Source organism: Acidovorax sp. LjRoot194, assembly GCF_964253015.1.
Classification (GTDB): domain Bacteria; phylum Pseudomonadota; class Gammaproteobacteria; order Burkholderiales; family Burkholderiaceae_C; genus Acidovorax.
Window position 1 is genome coordinate 2,482,121 of sequence record NZ_CAXUQB020000001.1, and the last position, 18,863, is coordinate 2,500,983.

20 protein-coding genes are annotated in these 18,863 nt (G+C 67.0%); 12 read left to right on the forward strand and 8 right to left on the reverse strand.

Annotated features, from left to right (window positions below; genetic code table 11):
• Positions 1-254 precede the first annotated feature (254 nt).
• Positions 255-749 (forward strand): type III secretion system chaperone, encoded by a 495-nt coding sequence (locus ACSQ3N_RS11130; protein ID WP_082516931.1) that lies wholly within the window; start codon positions 255-257, stop codon positions 747-749.
• A gap of 33 nt (positions 750-782) precedes the next feature.
• Entirely contained in the window at positions 783-2,228 is a 1,446-nt protein-coding gene (locus ACSQ3N_RS11135; RefSeq protein WP_436146271.1) for a hypothetical protein, read from the forward strand.
• Between the two features lie 247 nt (positions 2,229-2,475).
• Here the strand turns inward: ACSQ3N_RS11135 and ACSQ3N_RS11140 are convergent, their stop codons facing one another.
• The 5 genes from ACSQ3N_RS11140 to ACSQ3N_RS11160 all read right to left on the reverse strand — a co-directional run bounded on the left by ACSQ3N_RS11140 (position 2,476) and on the right by ACSQ3N_RS11160 (position 5,172).
• Positions 2,476-2,811, reverse strand: a complete 336-nt coding sequence (locus ACSQ3N_RS11140) for a hypothetical protein (RefSeq protein ID WP_056169271.1) — start codon at positions 2,809-2,811, stop codon at positions 2,476-2,478.
• Positions 2,812-3,261: 450 nt separating this feature from the next.
• Positions 3,262-3,570 (reverse strand): hypothetical protein, encoded by a 309-nt coding sequence (locus ACSQ3N_RS11145; protein ID WP_056168319.1) that lies wholly within the window; start codon positions 3,568-3,570, stop codon positions 3,262-3,264.
• 256 nt (positions 3,571-3,826) lie between these two features.
• Positions 3,827-4,255 (reverse strand): DUF1801 domain-containing protein, encoded by a 429-nt coding sequence (locus ACSQ3N_RS11150; protein ID WP_056168321.1) that lies wholly within the window; start codon positions 4,253-4,255, stop codon positions 3,827-3,829.
• Between the two features lie 43 nt (positions 4,256-4,298).
• Positions 4,299-4,796 (reverse strand): GrpB family protein, encoded by a 498-nt coding sequence (locus ACSQ3N_RS11155; RefSeq protein ID WP_056168325.1) that lies wholly within the window; start codon positions 4,794-4,796, stop codon positions 4,299-4,301.
• 43 nt (positions 4,797-4,839) lie between these two features.
• Complete coding sequence (locus tag ACSQ3N_RS11160) at positions 4,840-5,172, reverse strand: 1-deoxy-D-xylulose-5-phosphate synthase (RefSeq protein ID WP_200926905.1); 333 nt, start codon at positions 5,170-5,172, stop codon at positions 4,840-4,842.
• Between the two features lie 311 nt (positions 5,173-5,483).
• Between ACSQ3N_RS11160 and ACSQ3N_RS11165 the strand changes: the two genes are divergently transcribed.
• From ACSQ3N_RS11165 to ACSQ3N_RS11185, 5 genes are all read left to right on the forward strand, one after another.
• Complete coding sequence (locus tag ACSQ3N_RS11165; RefSeq protein ID WP_056168328.1) at positions 5,484-6,590, forward strand: LLM class flavin-dependent oxidoreductase; 1,107 nt, start codon at positions 5,484-5,486, stop codon at positions 6,588-6,590.
• Positions 6,590-7,657 (forward strand): ABC transporter substrate-binding protein, encoded by a 1,068-nt coding sequence (locus tag ACSQ3N_RS11170; protein WP_082516932.1) that lies wholly within the window; start codon positions 6,590-6,592, stop codon positions 7,655-7,657. The genes ACSQ3N_RS11165 and ACSQ3N_RS11170 overlap by 1 nt, the downstream gene beginning before the upstream one ends.
• Before the next feature lie 355 nt (positions 7,658-8,012).
• Positions 8,013-8,648 (forward strand): hypothetical protein, encoded by a 636-nt coding sequence (locus ACSQ3N_RS11175; RefSeq protein ID WP_200926906.1) that lies wholly within the window; start codon positions 8,013-8,015, stop codon positions 8,646-8,648.
• Between the two features lie 64 nt (positions 8,649-8,712).
• Positions 8,713-9,453: a helix-turn-helix domain-containing protein gene (locus ACSQ3N_RS11180; protein WP_436146272.1), complete on the forward strand. Its 741-nt coding sequence runs from the start codon at positions 8,713-8,715 to the stop codon at positions 9,451-9,453.
• 116 nt (positions 9,454-9,569) lie between these two features.
• Positions 9,570-9,950: a VOC family protein gene (locus ACSQ3N_RS11185; RefSeq protein ID WP_436146273.1), complete on the forward strand. Its 381-nt coding sequence runs from the start codon at positions 9,570-9,572 to the stop codon at positions 9,948-9,950.
• A 90-nt stretch (positions 9,951-10,040) separates the two neighbouring features.
• Here the strand turns inward: ACSQ3N_RS11185 and ACSQ3N_RS11190 are convergent, their stop codons facing one another.
• Positions 10,041-11,000, reverse strand: a complete 960-nt coding sequence (locus ACSQ3N_RS11190; protein ID WP_436146274.1) for a LysR family transcriptional regulator — start codon at positions 10,998-11,000, stop codon at positions 10,041-10,043.
• A 98-nt stretch (positions 11,001-11,098) separates the two neighbouring features.
• On the opposite strand from ACSQ3N_RS11190, the gene ACSQ3N_RS11195 reads away from it, so the two are divergent.
• Positions 11,099-12,334 carry an MFS transporter gene (locus tag ACSQ3N_RS11195; RefSeq protein ID WP_436146275.1) on the forward strand — a complete coding sequence of 412 codons (1,236 nt, stop codon included), beginning with the start codon at positions 11,099-11,101 and terminating at the stop codon, positions 12,332-12,334.
• A gap of 149 nt (positions 12,335-12,483) precedes the next feature.
• On the opposite strand, the gene ACSQ3N_RS11200 is transcribed toward ACSQ3N_RS11195, so the two are convergent.
• Both ACSQ3N_RS11200 and ACSQ3N_RS11205 read right to left on the reverse strand, forming a co-directional pair.
• Complete coding sequence (locus tag ACSQ3N_RS11200; RefSeq protein ID WP_436146276.1) at positions 12,484-13,083, reverse strand: molybdopterin-dependent oxidoreductase; 600 nt, start codon at positions 13,081-13,083, stop codon at positions 12,484-12,486.
• Between the two features lie 120 nt (positions 13,084-13,203).
• Positions 13,204-14,229, reverse strand: a complete 1,026-nt coding sequence (locus tag ACSQ3N_RS11205; RefSeq protein WP_436146277.1) for an ABC transporter substrate-binding protein — start codon at positions 14,227-14,229, stop codon at positions 13,204-13,206.
• 309 nt (positions 14,230-14,538) lie between these two features.
• Between ACSQ3N_RS11205 and ACSQ3N_RS11210 the strand changes: the two genes are divergently transcribed.
• The 4 genes from ACSQ3N_RS11210 (at position 14,539) to ACSQ3N_RS11225 (ending at position 18,671) form a co-directional block, all read left to right on the forward strand.
• The gene (locus ACSQ3N_RS11210; RefSeq protein WP_436146278.1) at positions 14,539-15,357 is read left to right on the forward strand and encodes a class II aldolase/adducin family protein; all 819 of its coding nucleotides are present in this window, start codon (positions 14,539-14,541) and stop codon (positions 15,355-15,357) included.
• Complete coding sequence (locus tag ACSQ3N_RS11215; protein WP_436126472.1) at positions 15,354-16,508, forward strand: acyl-CoA dehydrogenase family protein; 1,155 nt, start codon at positions 15,354-15,356, stop codon at positions 16,506-16,508. The genes ACSQ3N_RS11210 and ACSQ3N_RS11215 overlap by 4 nt, the downstream gene beginning before the upstream one ends.
• Positions 16,505-17,557, forward strand: coding sequence for an NAD(P)-dependent oxidoreductase (locus tag ACSQ3N_RS11220; RefSeq protein ID WP_436146279.1), 1,053 nt, complete (start codon positions 16,505-16,507; stop codon positions 17,555-17,557). Before ACSQ3N_RS11215 ends, ACSQ3N_RS11220 begins: the two co-directional genes overlap by 4 nt.
• Before the next feature lie 160 nt (positions 17,558-17,717).
• A complete protein-coding gene (locus ACSQ3N_RS11225) occupies positions 17,718-18,671 on the forward strand; it encodes an ABC transporter substrate-binding protein (RefSeq protein ID WP_436146280.1) in 954 nt (317 codons plus the stop codon).
• Positions 18,672-18,863: the final 192 nt, after the last annotated feature.

Here is an 18,863-nt window from a genome sequence, read left to right on the forward strand (position 1 = left end):
GAGCGGTGGCCGATTCTGCATGGTCTGGCCCTCGCACCGCGATCGTGCACTTGCCTGCACGCGCGCAGGCCCGCGTCCTTCAGGCGGCCATCGGTGCGGAGGTGGCTTCGCGGCGCGATTCCACGTTGCAATTCTTTGCTGGGCTGCTTGGGCAGGCGCGCCTATATTGGCGGCAAGGCCCTCCGTTGGGGGGCGTGATGTATGCCTTGCCACTGCGGCCACCTTAACCATTCGCGACCCTGGAGCCTCACCGCATGACCCTTTTGACGCCGGAGCAACAACGCGTGGAGGCCGAGCTGCGAGAGCTGGTGGGCCACGCAGCTTTCGCACTCACCGCCGAAGGCCGGGGCGTGCTCACCGCGGAGGAGGCCACCGTGGTGGTGGACGTGCCCGCGCATGCACGCCACGTGGTCTGCAGTACGGGCCTGGGCTCGCTGCCATCCGACCCAGCGGCCCGCCAATCCGTTGTGATGGCCGCGCTGCAGTACAACATGTTCCTGGCCGAGGGCGACGGTGCCGCGGTGGCCGCGCACCCCAATGGCGACGGGAGCCTGTACCTGTGCTATCGGCTTCCACTCAACGGCCTGGACGGCACGGTGCTGGCCAACGTCATCGCCAATCTGGCGGCCCGCGCCGGCCCGCTCGCCCAGCGACTGTGGGGATCGCAGGCCGGGGCTGCCACGGCAGCCGTTGCCGCTGCGGTACCCGCGCCCGCACTGTCGAGCCAGTTCATGAACCTGCGGGCCTGATCCCATTCACGCACAGCCGTCGAGGCGCCCACCATGTCCAGCCATTTCCCCTCCATCAGCCAGCCTTTCATCGCGCCGCTGTCGCCGTCGCAGGGCGGTTTGCCCCAGGGCGTGCCCAGCCTGTTCACGCCGGGCACGTTGCCGCACGACATGCCCGGCACGCAACTGGGCGGCGACCTGGCCGACCCTGGGTTGACCGCGTCGACAACGGTGTTCCACATGGCGCTGGTTGTGCCAGATGGCTTTCCGCCACTGCCTGCGGACGACGGCGCTGCGCCTACTGCGTCTACTGCGTCTACTGCGCAAGGCACCAAGCGTGCCCGGGGAGACGAGGGGGGCGATCCCACCACCGAAGCCAGCACCAAGAAAGCGCTGCTCATGTCCTCGTCCGGCAGTGCGGTCAAGGCATCCACCGACCCCATGAGCAGCAGTGCAGCGCTGCAATGGGCCCTGCGCGAGTCGCTGGACGCCACCCGGGCCACGCCTTTGCGCGACAAGCCCAAGACCGAAGAGCTTTGCAGCAGGCTCGAACGGCCCAGGTGGGATACCCCCCTGATCGGCAGAGTCATTTCCCGCAAGGACGGCGAAGGCCACGCGCAGGACCTGCGCCACGTGGTGGCCTACGAAACCATGCAGTCCTCCGTGCAGGCCGTGTTGCGAATCTCCAAGACCGATCAACAGAACTACGCCACCCTGGACCGGCTCGCTGACGCCATGGGCGACGTCTCGCCCATCAAGGACGACCACCAGCGCGGCTTGGCCACAGCAGGCAAGCTCAACAATTTCTTGTTCGTCTGCAAAGGCAACTTCTTTCTGGGCGATGCGTTGGAGAACCAGCGCGCGGGCTCCTCCACGGCGGCACTGCACCACACAGAAGATCAGCGGCTGCAGCAACTCAGTTCGGCCACTGGCGAGGCCGGGATCACCGCCGTGCTTCGCCAGGCCACGGGGAGCCTGAGTGGTCCCATCCTGGACACCACACTGCAGGCCTATGGCCTTCCGGCGGCCGGGCCGAGGCCCGAGCCGAAATCCGGCGAAGACCCGAAGCTGGTGGAAAAGACTTACGACACCGCAAAAAAAGCGTTGCAGGAGGAATTGGCGACCCGCATCCTGGCCTCTCTGCCCACGCTCGATGCCTATCAGGCAGCAACCGACCCCACCCGCAAAGAGTCTTGCTTCACCTTGCTGAAAAGCGACGTTGCCCATCTGATCGAAGGGCTCGCGGACAGCACGGCCTACGACGTGAGCCGCACCGCCCACACCGACCTGAGCGAGAAGCAGAAAGCCTTGAACATGGCGTTTGGCATGTTCCGTGCCGCGGAGCGCACAGGAAGCGCCGATGAACTGGTGCAGGCCGTCAAGATCATGAAATCCATTGACGATGCTGCCCGGGAGCTGGCGCCGGAAGTGTCGGCGCGCAAGGGCAGCACGGCGACCAAGCTGAGCTTCGGACCGTTGTATGAGCAGACGAAGAAGTAGGCACGGTGGGCCAAGTCAGCCAGAGGCCGCATACCAGCACTGCTTGTCGGCGCTCAACTGCGCCTTGGATTTGATGGATTGAAGCTCCAACGTTGGTTGCATGTCATCGGCCCGGTAGTGCCCTGCAGCGCGTAAGGATTCTTTGCCATGTGCCGCATTCGTCCTGCTTGAGCCTTCAGCCGTGCGCATAAAAAAGCCCGCGTTGCGCGGGCTTTACAGGGGCTGGCTCGGTGGACCGGTGCCGTGTTCAGGGCCTTTCGATGGACCGTGGCTGCGCTGCCTCATAGTCGGTCCCAACGGGTGGCTGAGGTTCCACCACTTGCCCCACGGCAGCGCCGCCAAGGGCACCGGCAATCGCGCCCGCCGTACCACCAACGAACACGCCCACCGGCCCGGCCACGGCGACACCCACGGCAGCACCTGCAGCGGCGCCTGCCATCACGCCGCCGCCCATCAGGGCAGATTGCGATTCGCGGCGGGACTCGCTGTCGGTCAGCGCGTGCTGCGCGGCGGGGTCGGGGTCCTGTGATGGAACACCGTGGCCAGGGACGGCCTGGGCTGCCAGGTCTGCGTCGACCGCCATGTGCGTGTCGGTGCTGGTGGCCGCAGGATGTGCCGTAGTGTCGGCGGCAGGGTGGAGGATGGGGTTCATGAGGTGCTCCTTGTCATGTCTTTGAACAGGCGGGGCAGGGCCCGCTGAACAAATTCTTGGGCTGTCTGCACACCTGATTCGCCATCCATCGATTCGCTGGCCTGTCGGACAAAAGCCTGTAGCGCCGCTAGGTCTTGACCGCGGTCAAGAACAAGGCTGGAACAGGGCTGCAGCGGGAGTCGAAACAAGGCTGGACACGAATCGACGCAGGCACCAACGGGGTCGATTCTGTGTGGCTGTGCGGCCCCTGCATCGCAGCCTAAAAGTGCCCGTCCGCGCGACCGAATTAAAGACGCGGCTGAAGGTGACGCAAGTTAAGGATGCGATTGCAACTGCCGGGCCCATCAGCGTTGCCACTGCGGTCGTCGCTGTCGGCGCAAGTCAAGCCACGCGCACTTCAAAGTACGCACCATCAGCTTCGCCCAGGTCCCGAAAACCCGCCTGCTTGGCGGCGACGCTGGCGCGGCCCCAGTGCTTGAGCAGGGTGAGGTCGCCGGGCGAGACGATCTCTGGGGGGGACTCTTCCAGGCTCGACATGGTGTCGAGGGCTGCAGCCACCTGCTCGGGGCCGCCGAACTGCTTTTCCAGCTCTTTGGCATAGCGCCGCTCGGCGTTCGCCCGCTGCTGGGCAGGCAGTTCTTCGGGGTAGTCGCGCAGAGTGACCGTGTAGCAGGCTTCGAGGGTGTCCATGGCGTTCTCCTGGTTGAATGACTGTATAAATGTACAGTTATTTGGGCAGGCACGGCTATGGGATCAACCCTGACAGACCCGTTTTCTCGCAACGACAACGCAGGGCAAGCACCAAAAAAACAGAAGAAATTGCCAGCTACCGCTTGTCCAGAAAGCGCAAGGCGCTATCGAAAACGTAGCATTTACTGCGCGGGGCGTTGCAGGCTGCGACGGGCTGTCACCTCATCGGCTTTCCCCAGGCGCTGTACACGCGCCTTCACTTTGCCTTTGCGCCGGCAGAAGGTTTTCTGCCTGCGGGCTTGGCGGCGTTGAGTGCCACCGCAGCGCGGATGAGCGCCTTGAAAGCGTCGGCGTCCACGGTGTCGCCCTCGTGGATGTCGATGGCCCGCCGTGCATTGCCGTCCAGGCTGGCGTTGAACAGCCGCGCCGGGTCGGGCAGCGACGCGCCTTTGAGGAACGTGAGCTTGACGGCCGCCTTGTAGCTCTCGCCAGTGCACAGGATGCCGCCCAATGACCACACGGGCGTGCCCATCCACTTCCACTCTTCCACCACATCGGGCGCCGCTTCGTGGATAAGCGCGCGCATGCGGGCCAGCACCGGGCCGCGCCAGTCGGTGAGGTTGGCGATGCGCTGGTCGATGAGGGTCGATGCAGGCTGGGTGGTTGTGGTGGGTCTGGACGGCATGTGCGTGTCTCCTGTGGCGCAGTGATCGTGCGACGGGGGCGGATCAGCTCGGCGTGGCGGTCGTGCCCGCGCCCTGGAGGACTCCAGCGATGAACCGCGACTTTTCCTCGCGATAGCGATCCATGCCCTCGGTTGCAAAACGTTGTTTGAGCTGGTTGTACTGCGCCACCAGGTCAGGGTTGGCGCGCAAGGCATCGCGAAAGTGCAGGAAGAATTCGAACTCCGACCCGCTGGCCACCACCTGCAGAGCAACGTCCATGGAAGCGCTGGGCGCCAGTAACATGCACAGCGCGGGCGTGCGCAGCGTGTCTGTCTTGACGACATAGCCTGCAGCTTCCAACGTGGTGACGCTGCGTGCGTGGTCCTGCAGAGGTACCAGTACGCAGATGTCCAGGTCGCCCTTGGAGATGGCGCCTGCAATCGACGACGCACCGATGTGTTCGATGCGGGCGAGCGGAAGGATTGCCGCCACTTGGGCGGCCACATCCGCAAACACGGCTGCGGCCTTGGTCTGGTACTGCGCGGGTTCCTGCAATTTCATCGGGTGCGGGATATATGCAAACAATCCACAACGCAGTGACTGATCACGGGCGGTCTGAGTCTGTGGAGGATGTGCTGCGGGGTATTTTGCGGATCACGGACCAGTATTCGACACTTGCGTCCTCGTCCACCGTCACCGGTACACGGCTCGCATAAAGCCGGTCTCGACCGTTCTTCTTGGGTCCCGATATCCAGTAGTGATCGCCGCTTTCTTCTTCAAAGTAGTTGGCTTTGAACCCTTTGCCTTTGAGGCTTTGGAATGCCTTGCCTTGGTAGTAGACCGTTGCGCCAGTCCTGGAAAAAGATACGCGTCCAATGCGCGCGGCGCCGCTGAGACCGCCCGCCTTGTTTTCGATGTACATGATGCGTTTCTTCATCTTGATGCCTCATCAGTTTCGCGAAGATGGAATGGAAGCCTCGATTGGGTTCCCGCTCATGGACCACGCTTTGGTTAACGGAGCAGAGCGGGTCCGGTATCCCGTGAAGTGAGCCATTCGAACCGGTTGCCCGGCTGCGGACCGTCACTCTAACCGAGCCTTGTTTCCATCGAAACCCGCCGCGCGCCATCTATGAGGCCTGCGACTTTGCAAACACGTTTTTCTTCGTTGGTGCCGCGCGTCCCCGCGCGGATCATGCCCTTCAACCATACCGACCAACGTTCCCAATTACCCCCCCCCAGGAGCCCGCTATGCCCGTCCAGTTCATCGGCATGATCCAGCCGCACGAAGTCTCTGAAACCATCCCGCGCAAGGGCCCGGCGATCGACCCGGCCTACGTGCGTGCCTTCGCCCAGGCGCACGAGCATGCGGGCTTCGACCGCATCCTGGTGCCTGCCAGCTCGTCCAGCCCCGACACGCTGCTCACGGCCACCTATGCGGCGTCGGTCACAGAGAAGATCGGCCTGCTGCTGGCCCACCGCCCAGGCTTCGTGGCCCCCACGCTGGCTGCGCGCCAGCTGGCCACGCTGGACCACTACACCGGTGGCCGCCTGGCGGTGCACTACATCAGCGGCGGCTCGGACGAAGACCAGCAGCGCGACGGCGACTTCCTGAGCCACGACGAGCGCTATGCGCGCACGGACGAGTACCTCACCATCCTGCGCCGCGTGTGGGCCGAAGACAAGCCGTTCGACCACGAAGGCACCTACTACCGCGCCAAGGGCGCCGTGTCCGAGGTCAAGCCCCTGCAGGGCCAGCGCGTGCCCATCTACTTTGGCGGCGCATCGGCACCCGCATTGCAGGTGGCGGGCAAGCACGCCGACGTGTACGCGCTGTGGGGCGAATCGCTGGCCCAGGCCGGCGACCTGGTGCGTCGCGTGCGTGCGGAGGCCACGCTCAACGGTCGGCATGTGGACTTCAGCATCTCGTTCCGCCCCATCCTGGGCAAGACCGAAGAAGAAGCCTGGGCCAAGGCCGACCGGATCTTGGACAACACCCGCCGCCTGCGCGTGCAGCAGGGCTACGCGCGCGGAGTGGGCCCGCAGCAGAGCGAAGGCGCGCAGCGCCTGCTGGCCGATGCCGCCAATGGCGACCGCGTGGACGAACGCCTGTGGACGGCGGTGGCGCGCGAGATCGGCGGGCGGTCCAACTCCACGTCCCTGGTCGGCACACCCGAGCAGGTGGCCGACGCGCTGCTCAAGTACTACGACCTGGGCATCACGACCTTCCTGATCCGGGGCTTCGACCCCTTGGTGGATGCCATCGACTACGGCCGCGAGCTGTTGCCCCTGGTGCGCGCCAAAGTCGCCGAGCGCGACGGCGAGCACGCGGCGCACACCCTGCGCAAGGCGGCGTGATGAGCGGCCGCATCGACCACGCCGAGGGCCACCGCCACAGCATCGACAGTGACGGCGCAGGCAGCGCCGGCCACCCCAGCCGCCCCGGCACATCACGCCGCCAATGGCTGCAGCAGGCGGCAGCGCTGTCGGTGGGCGCCACCGGCATCCTGGGCCTGGGCTCTGCCGCGCATGCACAGGCAGTGGCGCCTGCCGCATCGCTCGTCCTAGGCGATCAGGCCGGCGGGCTGCGTGCCCTGTTCGAAGCCGCCAAGACGCTGGACGGCGCACCCTTTGCCTGGCGCTGGGCCAACTTCCAGGGCGCCGCGCCGCTGTTCGAAGCGCACCGCAGCGGCGCGGTCGACACCGCCATGGCAGGCGACCTGCCTGTGCTGGCCGCCGCTGTGGGCAAGACCCCGCTCAAGATCGTGGCGACCCGCGCCGGCCAGCCCGACTCGCTGGGCATCGTGGTGCAGGGCAACTCGCCCCTGCGCAGCGTGGCCGACCTGCGGGGCAAGACGGTCATCGTGTCGTCCGCCCGCGGCAGCATCTCGCAGTACCAGCTGTACGGCGCGCTGGAAGAGGCGGGCGTCAAGCGCGAGGAGGTGACGGTCAAGTTCGTGCTGCCCACCGACGCAGCCGCCGCGTTCGCATCCAAACAGATCGACGCCTGGGCCATCTTCGACCCCTACTACACCATCGCCCTGCAGCAGGGCGGCCGCATCCTGCGCGACGGGCGCGGCATCAACACCGCGCTGGGTTTCATCACCGCCACCGAGGCTGCGCTGGCCGACCCCGCCAAGCGCGCCGCTATCGTGCAGTACCTGGACCGCCTGGCCCGCGCCGGCGACTGGGCCCTGGCCAACCGCGAGGCGTATGCGCAGGTCTACACGCAGCTCACGCGTTTGCCCATCGAGGCCTCGCGCATCATCACGGGGCGCGCTGCCATTGCGGCGCGGCCGGTGACGCAGGCGGATGTGACTGCGCTGCAGACGGTGGCGGACCGGTCTGCGCGGGATGGAATCTTGCCGGTGCGGGTGGATGTGGCGGGGATCACGGATGTGGGGGTGTGGAGAGGCGTGGCTTGAGGGCAGGGCAGCCACGACTTTTGATTCAATGAGGCTCTGCCGCTTGATAGGTAAGGGCCACAAGCTATCAAAATAAGAGCGGTAATTGTGCCGCTCTTTTCCATTGCTCACTGTCATTACTATGGCGATGAATCGCAAAGGCTGGTGCCGTGCGGTCGTGAAGCCAGCCGGATGGAAACGCATCACTCGATGCGCAACTGCATCCGGCAGTTGCTCAACTCACATTGCCTTGGGCTGGATTTTCAACAGCGAATCACCGTTCTCATTCGCTCTCGTATCCCTTCGCGGCATTGGCAAGATACATTCCCCCGACGCAACGTTTCCGATGTGGAATCTGTAAAAAAAGGACTGGCACGTGCATTTTGTGGATCGTTTGATAGCTTCTTTTCCGCCCGCCTTGCAGCCTCCGGAAGAACTGGTTCGCTACTTTCGCTGGATTGCGTCGCAAGAGCCCGTGAACGATCGCAACTATTCCTTGATTGATCCGTCGCAAACCTCTTCAGAGGTGAGTCTCGAACTGGCGGACAGATGGAGTGACATTACTGCCGATAGGCTGGCGCCTTTTTGCCGCACGGGCGGCGACGGCAGTGTGGCTGCGTTGTGGCGCGACGAAGAGGGTGAGCTTCGCTTCGTGCACCTGGGTTCTGGTTCCGGGTCGATCATGGTCGGCGTGCTCGCTAACAACGCGGTGGACTTTCTGCGGCTGCTCGCCATCGGCTATCAAGAACTTTGCTGGCCCGATCACCTGCCCCTCACGCCCATGGAGGCGTTCATCCACGAAAACGGTGAGCCTGACGAATGGGATGATGATGCAGAGCCGCCAGTCGTTCCGTTGGCGCTGCAGCAATGGCTCCAGCAGGAGTTCGACGCAGACATTCCATTGACCGCGGCCGAGTTGACGGGTGTTCTACCTAGCTACGATAAAGCGGGAGCTTCGGACCCTTTCTACCAATGGATCGCCAAGGTGGAGAACTGGCATGAAGAAAAATAGCGAGGGGCTGAATCGACGGGCGCCAGCTTCTTGAACTGTCACCAGCCCTGATTTCTTACCCCCGATGTACGACCCCATCAAGGACGGCATGGACAAAGCCGTCCGTTTTGTCCGATACATGGTGGAAAAGCCACCGGAGCACCTGTCCGCCTGGGTGCATTGCTACTGGGAACTGCGCACGGAGGTCACGCTGGCGCAGGACTTCCACCTGCGCGCCATTCCCGACGCGTGCGTGAACATTTTGTTCAACCAGGTGGACACCGACATCGCTGGTGTCACCGCGCTGCGCACCACGTATGAAATGCTCAACCTCGGCACGTCGTTCCACTACGTGGGCATTCAGCTGTTGCCCGGTGTGTGGCAGGGCGACCCCGAGGAGATTGCGGACCAGTTCGTCGGCACGCCGTATGGGGGCAGCCTGCCGCTGGTAGCCGTGGGCAGGCAACTGGCGGGCCGCGATTTTGCGGGGATGCGGGACGTTCTGTCAGACCTGTTGCAGAGGTTCATCGACGCCGGGCTGGTGGTCAGCAACGCCGTGACCGCGCGGATATTGGCCGGGCTGGATGACATTCGCACGGTGGCCGACATGGCTGCGGTGGCCGGGCTGTCTTCGCGGCAACTGCAGCGCACGCTCAAGCAGACCACGGGCTTTGCGCCGCACGACCTGCTCAAGGTGCTGCGCATGCAGCAGTCGTTCAAGCAGCACTATCTGGACTTGTATGCGGACCAGTCGCACTACATCCATTCCTTTCGCAAGGCCACCGGCTGCACGCCCGCCCAGTACATCGACCGGTTCGATGTCTGATCGCTGTCTGATCGCTGTGTGATCGATATGTGATGGATGTCTGATTTACACAATACGACCTGACTGCAAATTTCTAGACTGGGCGCTTCTTCGTCATCAACTACAAGGAGCGCCACATGGCAACGTCGAATGCAATCGGATGGTTTGATATCTATGTCCACGACATGAACCGGGCCGTCGCCTTTTACGAGAGCGTGCTGCAGCACAAGCTGGAGGCCATCGGCGATCCGACCGGCGAGACGCAGATGAGGGGCTTCCCCACCGACATGGGGGTCTACGGCGCAGGGGGTGCCTTGGTGAAGTCGAGCCATGGCCGGCCGGGCGCGGGCGGGACGTTGGTGTACTTCAGCGTGCAAGACTGTGCACAAAAGGAATTGCGCGTGGCACCGGCGGGCGGTCAGGTGGTGCGGCCCAAATTCTCGATCGGCGAGTTCGGTTGGGTCACGCTGTGCCAGGACACCGAAGGCAACCTGTTCGGTTTGAGCTCGATGAAGTAAGGCGGCGGTCCTCCCGCTGGAGCAGTGCGCGTTGCCTGGGCTAGCAACCCACCTGTCGACTGGGCCAGAGCAGCAGCCCGCGCGCGTGGATCAGTTGTGGGTGGAGTCCACAGCGCCGCCCACCGCCCGCATCCCCACCAGCCCCGGCATCGCCCCGCGCATCGCCTCCAGAAACAGCCGCAACCGCGCCGGATAAAACCGCGCGTACGGGTACACCAGGTACACCGGCAACGGTGACGCGTGCCAGGTAGGCACCAGGTGCAGCAGGTCTCCGCGGCGCACATCGCCGTCCACGATCCATGCCGATGAAATGCATGCCCCCAGCCCGGCCAGTGCGGCGCTGCGCAGGGCGTACAGGCTGTCGGTGGCCAGCCGCGGCGTGATGCCGAAGGTGTGGGCCTCGCCGCTGGGCTCGTGGGTCAGCGTCACGTCGCGCCGGTAGAAGGTGCTCAGCGCCAGCCAGGGCAGCGGCTGCAGGTCCTGCGCATGCTCTGGCACCGCGCGGCCCGCCATTAGGGCGGGAGAGGCCAGCACGATGCGCGGCACCTCGGCCAGGCGCACGGCCACGACGGAGGGGTCGTCCACCGCGCCGACCTGGATGGCGCAGTCGATGCCTTCGGCGATGAAATTCGGGCGCCGGTCGTGCAGCATCCATTCCACATCCACCTCGGGGTAGCGGCGCAGGTAGGCCATCAGCGGGGCGATGAACTGGTCCTGCCCGAAGGCGTGCGGCGCCAGCACGCGCAGGGTGCCGCGCGGGGTGTCGGCCGTGCCGCGCAGGTCGTCCTCCATGGCGCGCCAGTCTTCGAGCAGGGCCTTGGCGTGGTCAAAGCAGCGCTCGCCATCCTTGGTGAGCTTCATCACATGCGTGGACCGCTGCAGCAGCTTGATGCCCAGGCTGCGCTCCAGCGCCTGCAGGCGGCGGCTCACGGTGGGCTGGCTGGTGCCCAGCTGCTGGGCAGCGGCAGACAGGCTGCCGGTTTCGACGATGCGGATGAAGGTCTGCATCAGCTCGATGCGGTCGGCGCCTGGTGGCAGGGCGATGGTCATACGCCAAGCGTATAACAAATCTGCAGCCCAGCCCACTACCCAGTGCGCTGCAAGCCAAGAACAATCGCACCATTCCTTTTTGTTGAACAGGTGTCGAGATGTCTTCCATTCAAAACGTGCATGCAAGCCCTGCCATCGGCACCGCGCCGGGGCAGCCTCCGGCCGAGGGGACGGTGAGCGCGCCGCTGTTGCTGCTGATGGCCACCACGGCGGGGCTGAGCGTGGCGTCGCTGTACTACAGCCAGCCCATGCTGGGCGTGCTGGGGCCGGACATGCAGGCCGACAGCCGCGTGGTGGGCCTGGTGCCCACGCTCACGCAGCTGGGCTACGCGCTGGGCATCTTGCTGCTGGCCCCGCTGGGCGACCGGTACGACCGGCGCCGCATCATCGTCATCAAGTCGGTGGCGCTGATGCTGGCACTGTTGCTCAGCGGCCTGGCGCCCGGCATGGGCGCGCTGCTGGCGGCCAGCCTGGCCGTGGGCCTGGCGGCCACGGTGGCGCAGGACGTGGTGCCTGCTGCCGCCACGCTGGCCCCGGCCGCGCAGCGCGGGCGCATGGTGGGCACGGTGATGACGGGGCTTCTGCTGGGCATTTTGCTGTCGCGCGTGGTCAGCGGCTTTGTGGCGCAGCAGTGGGGCTGGCGCACGGTGTATGTGGCGGCGGCTGTGGCGATTGCGCTGCTGACGGTGGCGGTGTGGCGCGGGCTGCCGCGCTTTGCGCCCACCACGCAGCTGGGCTATGGCGCGCTGATCGGCTCGATGGTGGCCTTGTGGCGCCAGCACGGTGCGCTGCGCCGCGCGGCCTGGGCACAGGGGCTGCTGGCCGTGGGCTTCAGCGCGTTCTGGTCCACGCTGGCGGTGATGCTGCACAGCCAGTTCCAACTGGGTACGGCGGCGGCCGGTGCGTTTGGATTGGCGGGGGCGGCGGGTGCCTTGGCTGCACCGCTGGCCGGGCGGCTGGCCGACAAGCGCGGGCCCGAGGTCGTGACCCGCTATGGCGCCGGGTTGGCGGCAGCATCATTTGCCGCGATGGCGCTGGCACCCTTGCTGCCCGCCCAGGCGCAGCTGGCGCTGATCGTGGTGAGTGCCATCGGCTTCGACTTCGGCGTGCAGGCCACGCTGGTGGCGCACCAGACCATCGTGTACGGCATCGACCCCGCCGCACGCAGCCGGCTCAATGCGCTGCTGTTCACCGGCATGTTCATCGGCATGTCGGCCGGTGCCGCGCTGGGCAGCCTGGCGCTGGCGCAGTGGGGCTGGCTGGGCGTCGTGGCGTTGGCTACCGTGGGGTCGCTGGCTGCACTGGCGGTGCGGATGGCAGGGCGTGTGCGCTGATTTTTGGATAAAAATTGCCTCTACCGCTTGCTGGGTAAGCGCTAGTAGCTATCAAAAAAAGAGCGGCCATGGAGCCGCTCTTTTTCTGGACTGCGCCACGCTGGCCAAGCGGTCGGTGGCCTCAGTCGCCAGGCCTCAAGCATCAAGCATCAAGCCTTTTTCACCTCGATGTGATACAGGCCCCAGGGGCACAGGCCAAAGCGTTCCTTCACCGGCTTGTCCTTGAAGGCGGGCAGCACGTCGGCGTCGTACACCGCCCACTGCGGGCCCAGGCCGCCCAGGGCCATGGGCTGGCCGTCGATGTGGGTGGCGACGAGCATGCGGTACGCCTGCGCGTCGGCCATGCTGAGGGTGACGTTGTAGCCGTCCACCGCGCGCAGCACCAGCTGCACCGGGCTGCCTGCGGCCACGCCGGCTGCGGCCAGCACGGTGGTGAGCAGGGGGCCTGTCAGGGTGTGGGGCTTGCTGTCGTACTCCAGCGTGGGCTTGATGGTGATGGCGGGCATGCGCTGCAGGGCGGCGGCGTCCAGCGCATGGGCGTTGCTGAACTGGATGCCGTGCTTGCCCATCATCTGGTCGATGGCAGGGTCGAGCGCGCCGCGGTTGGGCTTGGTGATGGCGCCGCTGATAGTCAGCAGCGTGGGGCCGGTGGCGGCCTTGGCTGGCGGTGCGGCGTGGCTGCTGCAGCCGGTGGCCGACCACAGGCTGGCGGTGCCCAAAGTGGCGGTGATGAAGCGGCGTTTGTTCATGTGGATGGGCTCCTCGGTGCAAATGAGGGGCGCATCCTAAGCGCAACCGGCGCCAGCGCCATGCAAAAAATGGCACGCTGGGGCCGCCGCTCCATACGCCGGGGCCACCACCGCCCAGGCTCACGCCGCCTTGTCTGCGGCCAGGGGCTGCAGCACGGTCTTGAAGCTGCGGTCCCACAGGGGCGCGACCTGCGCGGGGCCGTCCAGCACGCCCAGCTGCAGGAAGGCATCGGCCACGGCCTGGTGGCCCTTGACCACGCCGTCGTCCACGGGGCGCAGGTCGTAGTCGGTGCTGCGGTTGTTCCACAGCTCGATCAGGTCGCCCACCGGCACACGGGTTTCGGCAGACTGGGCGCGGGCGTAGTCGAGGTAGTTGCCGTTGGCCCAGAGGTAGGCGCGGCGCAGGCGCTGCAGGTAGTCGCTGATGGCAGCGTGGCGGGCCGGGTCTTCCACCGCGCGTGGGTTGGCGTAGATGGGGAAGTTGCCCGACAGGTACCCCTGGCCCGTCTTGAGCACGCGTGCGCCGTAGCGCAGCCGCGCCAGCTGGCCGTTGTAGCCGTAGATGGCCCATGCATCCAGGTCGCCCCGGTCGAAGGCCGACAGCCCGTCGGCCGGCGTGAGGTTGATGGCGTTGATGTCGGCGAACGACAGGCCCGCCTCGGCCAGCTGCCGGCTCAGGTAGTAGTGCGAGGTGGTGGCGCGCACGTAGCCCACGCGCTTGCCCTTGAGGTCGGCGATGCGCTGGATGGGCGTGTCCTTGCGGGCCAGCGTGACCTGGTTGTTGAGGTCTTCGCGCACCACGGCGATGAAGCGCACCTGGGCTTTTTGCCGCGCGGCGAACAGGGCCGGGATCTCGCTGCCCGAGCCCAGGTCCAGCGCGTCGCCGTTCAGGGCCTCGATGTGCAGCACGCCGTTGTTCAGCTCGCGCCATTCGATGCGGTAGGGCGTGTTGCCCTGGCCGGACGCAGCGATGAGGGCGCGCCACAGGCCCTTGTAGGTGCCGATGCGCAGAGTCACTTTGGAGAGGTCGGGGCCAGGCGGGGCGGCCAGCGCGGGCACGCCCGCCGTGGCGGCCCAGGCGGCGGCGCCCAGGCCGGCCTGGATGAGGTGGCGGCGGTTGAGTGTGGGGGTGCAGTTGCGATGCATGGTGGTCGGGCCTTTTATGGGTCGGTGGGCAGCAGCAGAGGGGTTGTGTGCTTGGGCAGCGAGATTCCGCCAAGCCCGGCCTGCGCGCAAAGACCTTTGCGTAGCATCGTTATGCGTGAAACGCAGCACCCAGCGGGGTGCATGCATGCACGCGGTGCACGGGGTTGTCGCGGTGGTCGCGGCACGGCGCTGGTTCATGACAAAACCGTATGTGGTCACGCGGATTTCTTCGTTGGCATGGCGGCGGGGCGCTTCTAAGGTGGGCGGGTCCGTGCATTCCAACCCCCACCGATACCGAAAGCCACCGCCATGTCCGCCGTCCTCAAACCCCTGCCCACCGCCCAGCTCGCCCTCAACCCCGCGCCCCAGCGCAAGGACTGGTTCGACGCCCCGGTGGCGCGCCCCACAGTGGAGGCCGAGCGCCGCCACCGGCAGGAGACGCTGGCCGTGGCCTTCCGGTTGTTTGCGCAGCAGGGCTTCAACTACGGGCTGGCAGGCCACATCACCGCGCGCGACCCGGAGTGGACGGACCACTTCTGGGTGAACCCGCTGGGCCTGCATTTCTCGCAGATCAAGGTGTCCGACCTGCTGCTGGTCAACGCTGCCGGCGAGATCGTGGTGGGCCAGGGCCCGCTGAACCGCGCGGCGTTCGCGATCCACTCCGCGCTGCACGAGACGCGTCCCGACATCGTGGCCGCCGCGCACACGCATTCGACCTACGGCAAGGCCTGGTCAGCCCTGGGCCGCAAGCTCGACGCGCTCACGCAGGACTCGTGCATCTTCTATGAAGACCACGCGCTGTTCGACGACTTCACCGGCGTGGTGCTGGAGACCGACGAAGGTTTTCGCATCGGCGAAGCCCTGGGCGCGCAAAAGGCCGTGATCCTGCAGAACCACGGCATCCTCACGGCAGGCCCGTCGGTGGAGGCCGCCGCGTGGTGGTACATCGCGCTGGAGAACGCCTGCCAGGCCCAGTTGCTGGCCGAAGCCGCCGGCACCCCCAAGCCCATCCCGCACGAGATCGCGCAGCGCACGCATTCGCAGATCGGCGGGCCGGGTGGCGCGCAGTTCGCGTTCAAGAGCCTGTTCGACATCATCGTGCGCGACCAGCCCGAGGTGCTGCAGTGAATGCGCCCCTGACGTGGGGGCAGGCCGCACGCGCGCTGGCGGTGGAGTTCGGTGCGCGCGCCGCGGTGCACGACCGCGACGCGAGCTTTCCGCACGCCAACTTTTACGGGCTGCAGCAGGCCGGCCTGCTGGCCCTGGCCGCGCCGCGGTCACTGGGCGGGCAGGGCGCGTCGGCCGCGCAACTGGCCGAGGTGATCGGCGCCATCGGCCAGGGCTGCCCGGCCACGGCGCTGGTGCTGACCATGCAGTACATCCAGCAGCGCGGCATGGGCCGCCCTGGCTCGCCCTGGCCGCAGGCACTGGCGCAGCAGCTGGTGAATGAATCGGTGCATGAGGTGTCGCTGATCAACGCACTGCGCGTGGAGCCCGAGCTGGGCTCGCCCGCGCGCGGCGGGCTGCCGGCCACGGTGGCGCGGCACACGGCCGAGGGCTGGCGCATCAGCGGGCACAAGGTGTATTCCACCGGCGCGCCCATCCTGCGTTGGTACGTGGTGTGGGCCCGCACGGACGAGGACGCGCCGCGCACCGGCGCCTTCCTGGTGCGAGCGGGCCTGCCCGGCATCCGCATCGAGGAAACCTGGGACCACCTGGGCCTGCGCGCCAGCGGCAGCCACGATGTGCACCTGCACGATGTGCTGATCCCCCACGCACACGCGCTGGACCTGCGTCTGCCACAGGACTGGGCCCGCGGCGAGCCCGCCATGCAGGCCGAGATGACGGTGATGCTGGCTGCGCTGTACACCGGCGTGGCACGCGCCGCGCGCGACTGGCTGGTGCAGTTTCTGCGGGAGCGCGTGCCCGCCAGCCTGGGCGCGCCGCTGGCGACCTTGCCCCGCGCGCAAGAGGCCGTGGGCCGCATCGAAGGCCTGCTGCTCACCAACGACCGCCTGATCGCCAGCCTGGCCCATGACCTGGATGCCGGCACGCTGGTGCCCACCGTGGACAGCGGCCTGGTGAAGGCCCTGGCCACGCGCAACGCCATCGAGGCCGTGCAGGCCGCGCTGGAGCTGACCAGCAACCACGGCCTGGCCCGCAAGAACCCGCTGGAGCGCCACCTGCGCGATGTGCTGTGCGGCCGCGTGCACACGCCGCAGGACGACAGCGCCTATGTTGCCGCGGGCCGCCGGGCGCTGGCCGTGGGGGCCGCATGAGCGCGGTGCTGACTGCGCATGACCCTGGCAGCGGGAACGTCGATGCACGTGACGACACGGACGCCAGGGTTGATGCGGATCGCTGGGTCGTTCTGAACCAGACGGGACCCGAAGCCGACGCGCTGGTGGCGGGAGCGGGCCTGCCCGTGGTGCTGGCCGCCGACGACGCCGACGTGCCCGCCTGGGAGCGCGCCGCCGACGTGGACATCCTCTTCACCGGCCCGCGCAACGGCTGGCGCCAGGCGCCGGCCACCGCACCCGCAGGCTGGCCCGGGCGATTGAAATGGGTGCACGTGGCATCTGCCGGCATCGACTTCTTTCCGCCCTGGCTGCTGCAGGTGCCGCAGGTGACCTGCTCGCGCGGCGTGGCGGCCGTGCCCATTGCCGAGTACGTGTTGACCGCGCTGCTGACGCACCAGCGCGCATGGGACACGCTGCAGGTGTCGGGCGCCGGGCCGTGGCGCGAGACGTTTGCGCGGGTGGACCAGCAACTGCCCGGCACGCTGCAGGGGCGGGCCCTGGGCATCGCGGGCTACGGCGCCATCGGGCGCGAGGTGGCGCGGCTGGCGCAGGCCTTCGGCATGCAGGTCACGGTGCTGCGCCGCGGCGGGGCGGATGTGCAGGGCGATGATGGTGTGCGCACCGCCCCCTCCATCGAGCAGCTGCTAGCGGCCTCGGACCACCTGGTGCTGGCCCTGCCGATCACCGCGCAGACCTACCACCTCATCAACGCCGCCACCCTGGCGCACGCCAAGCCTGGGCTGCACTTGGTGAACATTGCGCGCGGAGCACTCGTGGACCAGCAGGCGCTGCTGCATGCGCTGGGCAGCGGCCGCCTGGCGGGCGCCACGCTGGATGTGACCGACCCCGAGCCCCTGCCCGACGGTCACCCGCTGTACACCCACCCGCGCGTGCGGCTCACGCCCCATGTGTCGTGGGCGGCGCAGGGCGCGGCAGAGCTCACGGCCCGCAAATTCGTGGCCAACCTGGCGCGGCATGTGGCGGGGGAGCCGCTGCAAGACGTGGTGGACGGGGCGCGCGGGTACTGATGCCAGGTCGCGCGGGCGGGCAGGGTCCGCACGCGGCCAGTGCCTGCATGCGAAAACCGCATATGGATGGTCGCAAGGCTTCGTTGGCGATGCGGGGGCCGGGTGGTGCAATGGCCGCAAGCGTCTTTTCGATATTGCAACCCTTCCCATCACTCACACCATGCAGCGCCGCCAATTCCACCATCTGCTGACCGCCTCCGTCGCCGCCAGTTCGTTCCTCTCGCCCGTGCTCACCCACGCCCAGCAGCGCGTGTTGCTGCGCGCTGGCGACCAGAAGGGCGGGCTGCAGGCCCTGCTCGACGCTGCGGGCGAACTGAAGAACCTGCCCTACGACATCAAGTGGAGCGAATTCCCGGCCGCAGCGCCGCTGGCAGAGGCGCTCAACGCCAACGCCGTGGACTTCGGACCCATCGGCGATGCGCCGCTGCTGTTCACCCTGGCCGCGGGCAGCCGGGTCAAGGCGTTTGCGGCCAACCGGTCGGATGCGTACGGCACCGCCGTGCTGGTGGCGCCCAACTCGCCGCTCAAGACGGCGGCCGACCTCAAGGGCAAGAGCATCGCTACCAACCGCGGCTCCATCGGCCACTTCGTCACGCTCAAAGTGCTTGAATCCGCCGGGCTCAAGGCCGACGACGTGCAACTGCGCTTCATCCCGCCGCCGGACGCCAAGCTTGCGCTCACGCAGGGCTCGGTGGACGCCTGGGCCACGTGGGAGCCCTACACCGCGCTGGCCGAAACCAGCGGCCATGCGCGCGTGCTGGTCAGTGGCCGGGGGCTGTGGACGGGCCTGTCTTTCCTGGCCGCCACCGACGCGGCGCTGGCCGAAAAACGCACCGTGCTGCAGGACTTCAAGGAGCGCGTGGCACGGGCGCAGGTCTGGTCGTACCAGAACTCCAAATCTTTTGGCCAGTCTCTGGCCCGCATCGTCGGCATCCCGGCCGACGCAGCGCAGCTACAGTTCGACCGCCGCGCCACCCGCTGGCAGGACATCGACGCCCAGGTGCTGGCGGACCAGCAGAAGACGGCCGACTTCTATCTGGCGGCCGGGCTCATCAAGCAGCGGCTCGATGTGCGGGGCACGTTCGATACGAGCTTCAATGTGGGCAAGGGCTGAGCGAGACGTCTGCGACGCTTTCGTCGTGAAGCAGGCCTCCTCGCTTTTCAGGCGGGGCTTGGTGGGGCGCGCTGCGAGGCTTCGACAAGCTCAGCCCGAACGGGTGGGGGTGAGGGGCCATCGGCCGAGGGCCATCCCCGCCCATTCGCGCTAAGTCTGTCGAAGTGCTGCTCCCGACCCACCGCTCCGTGA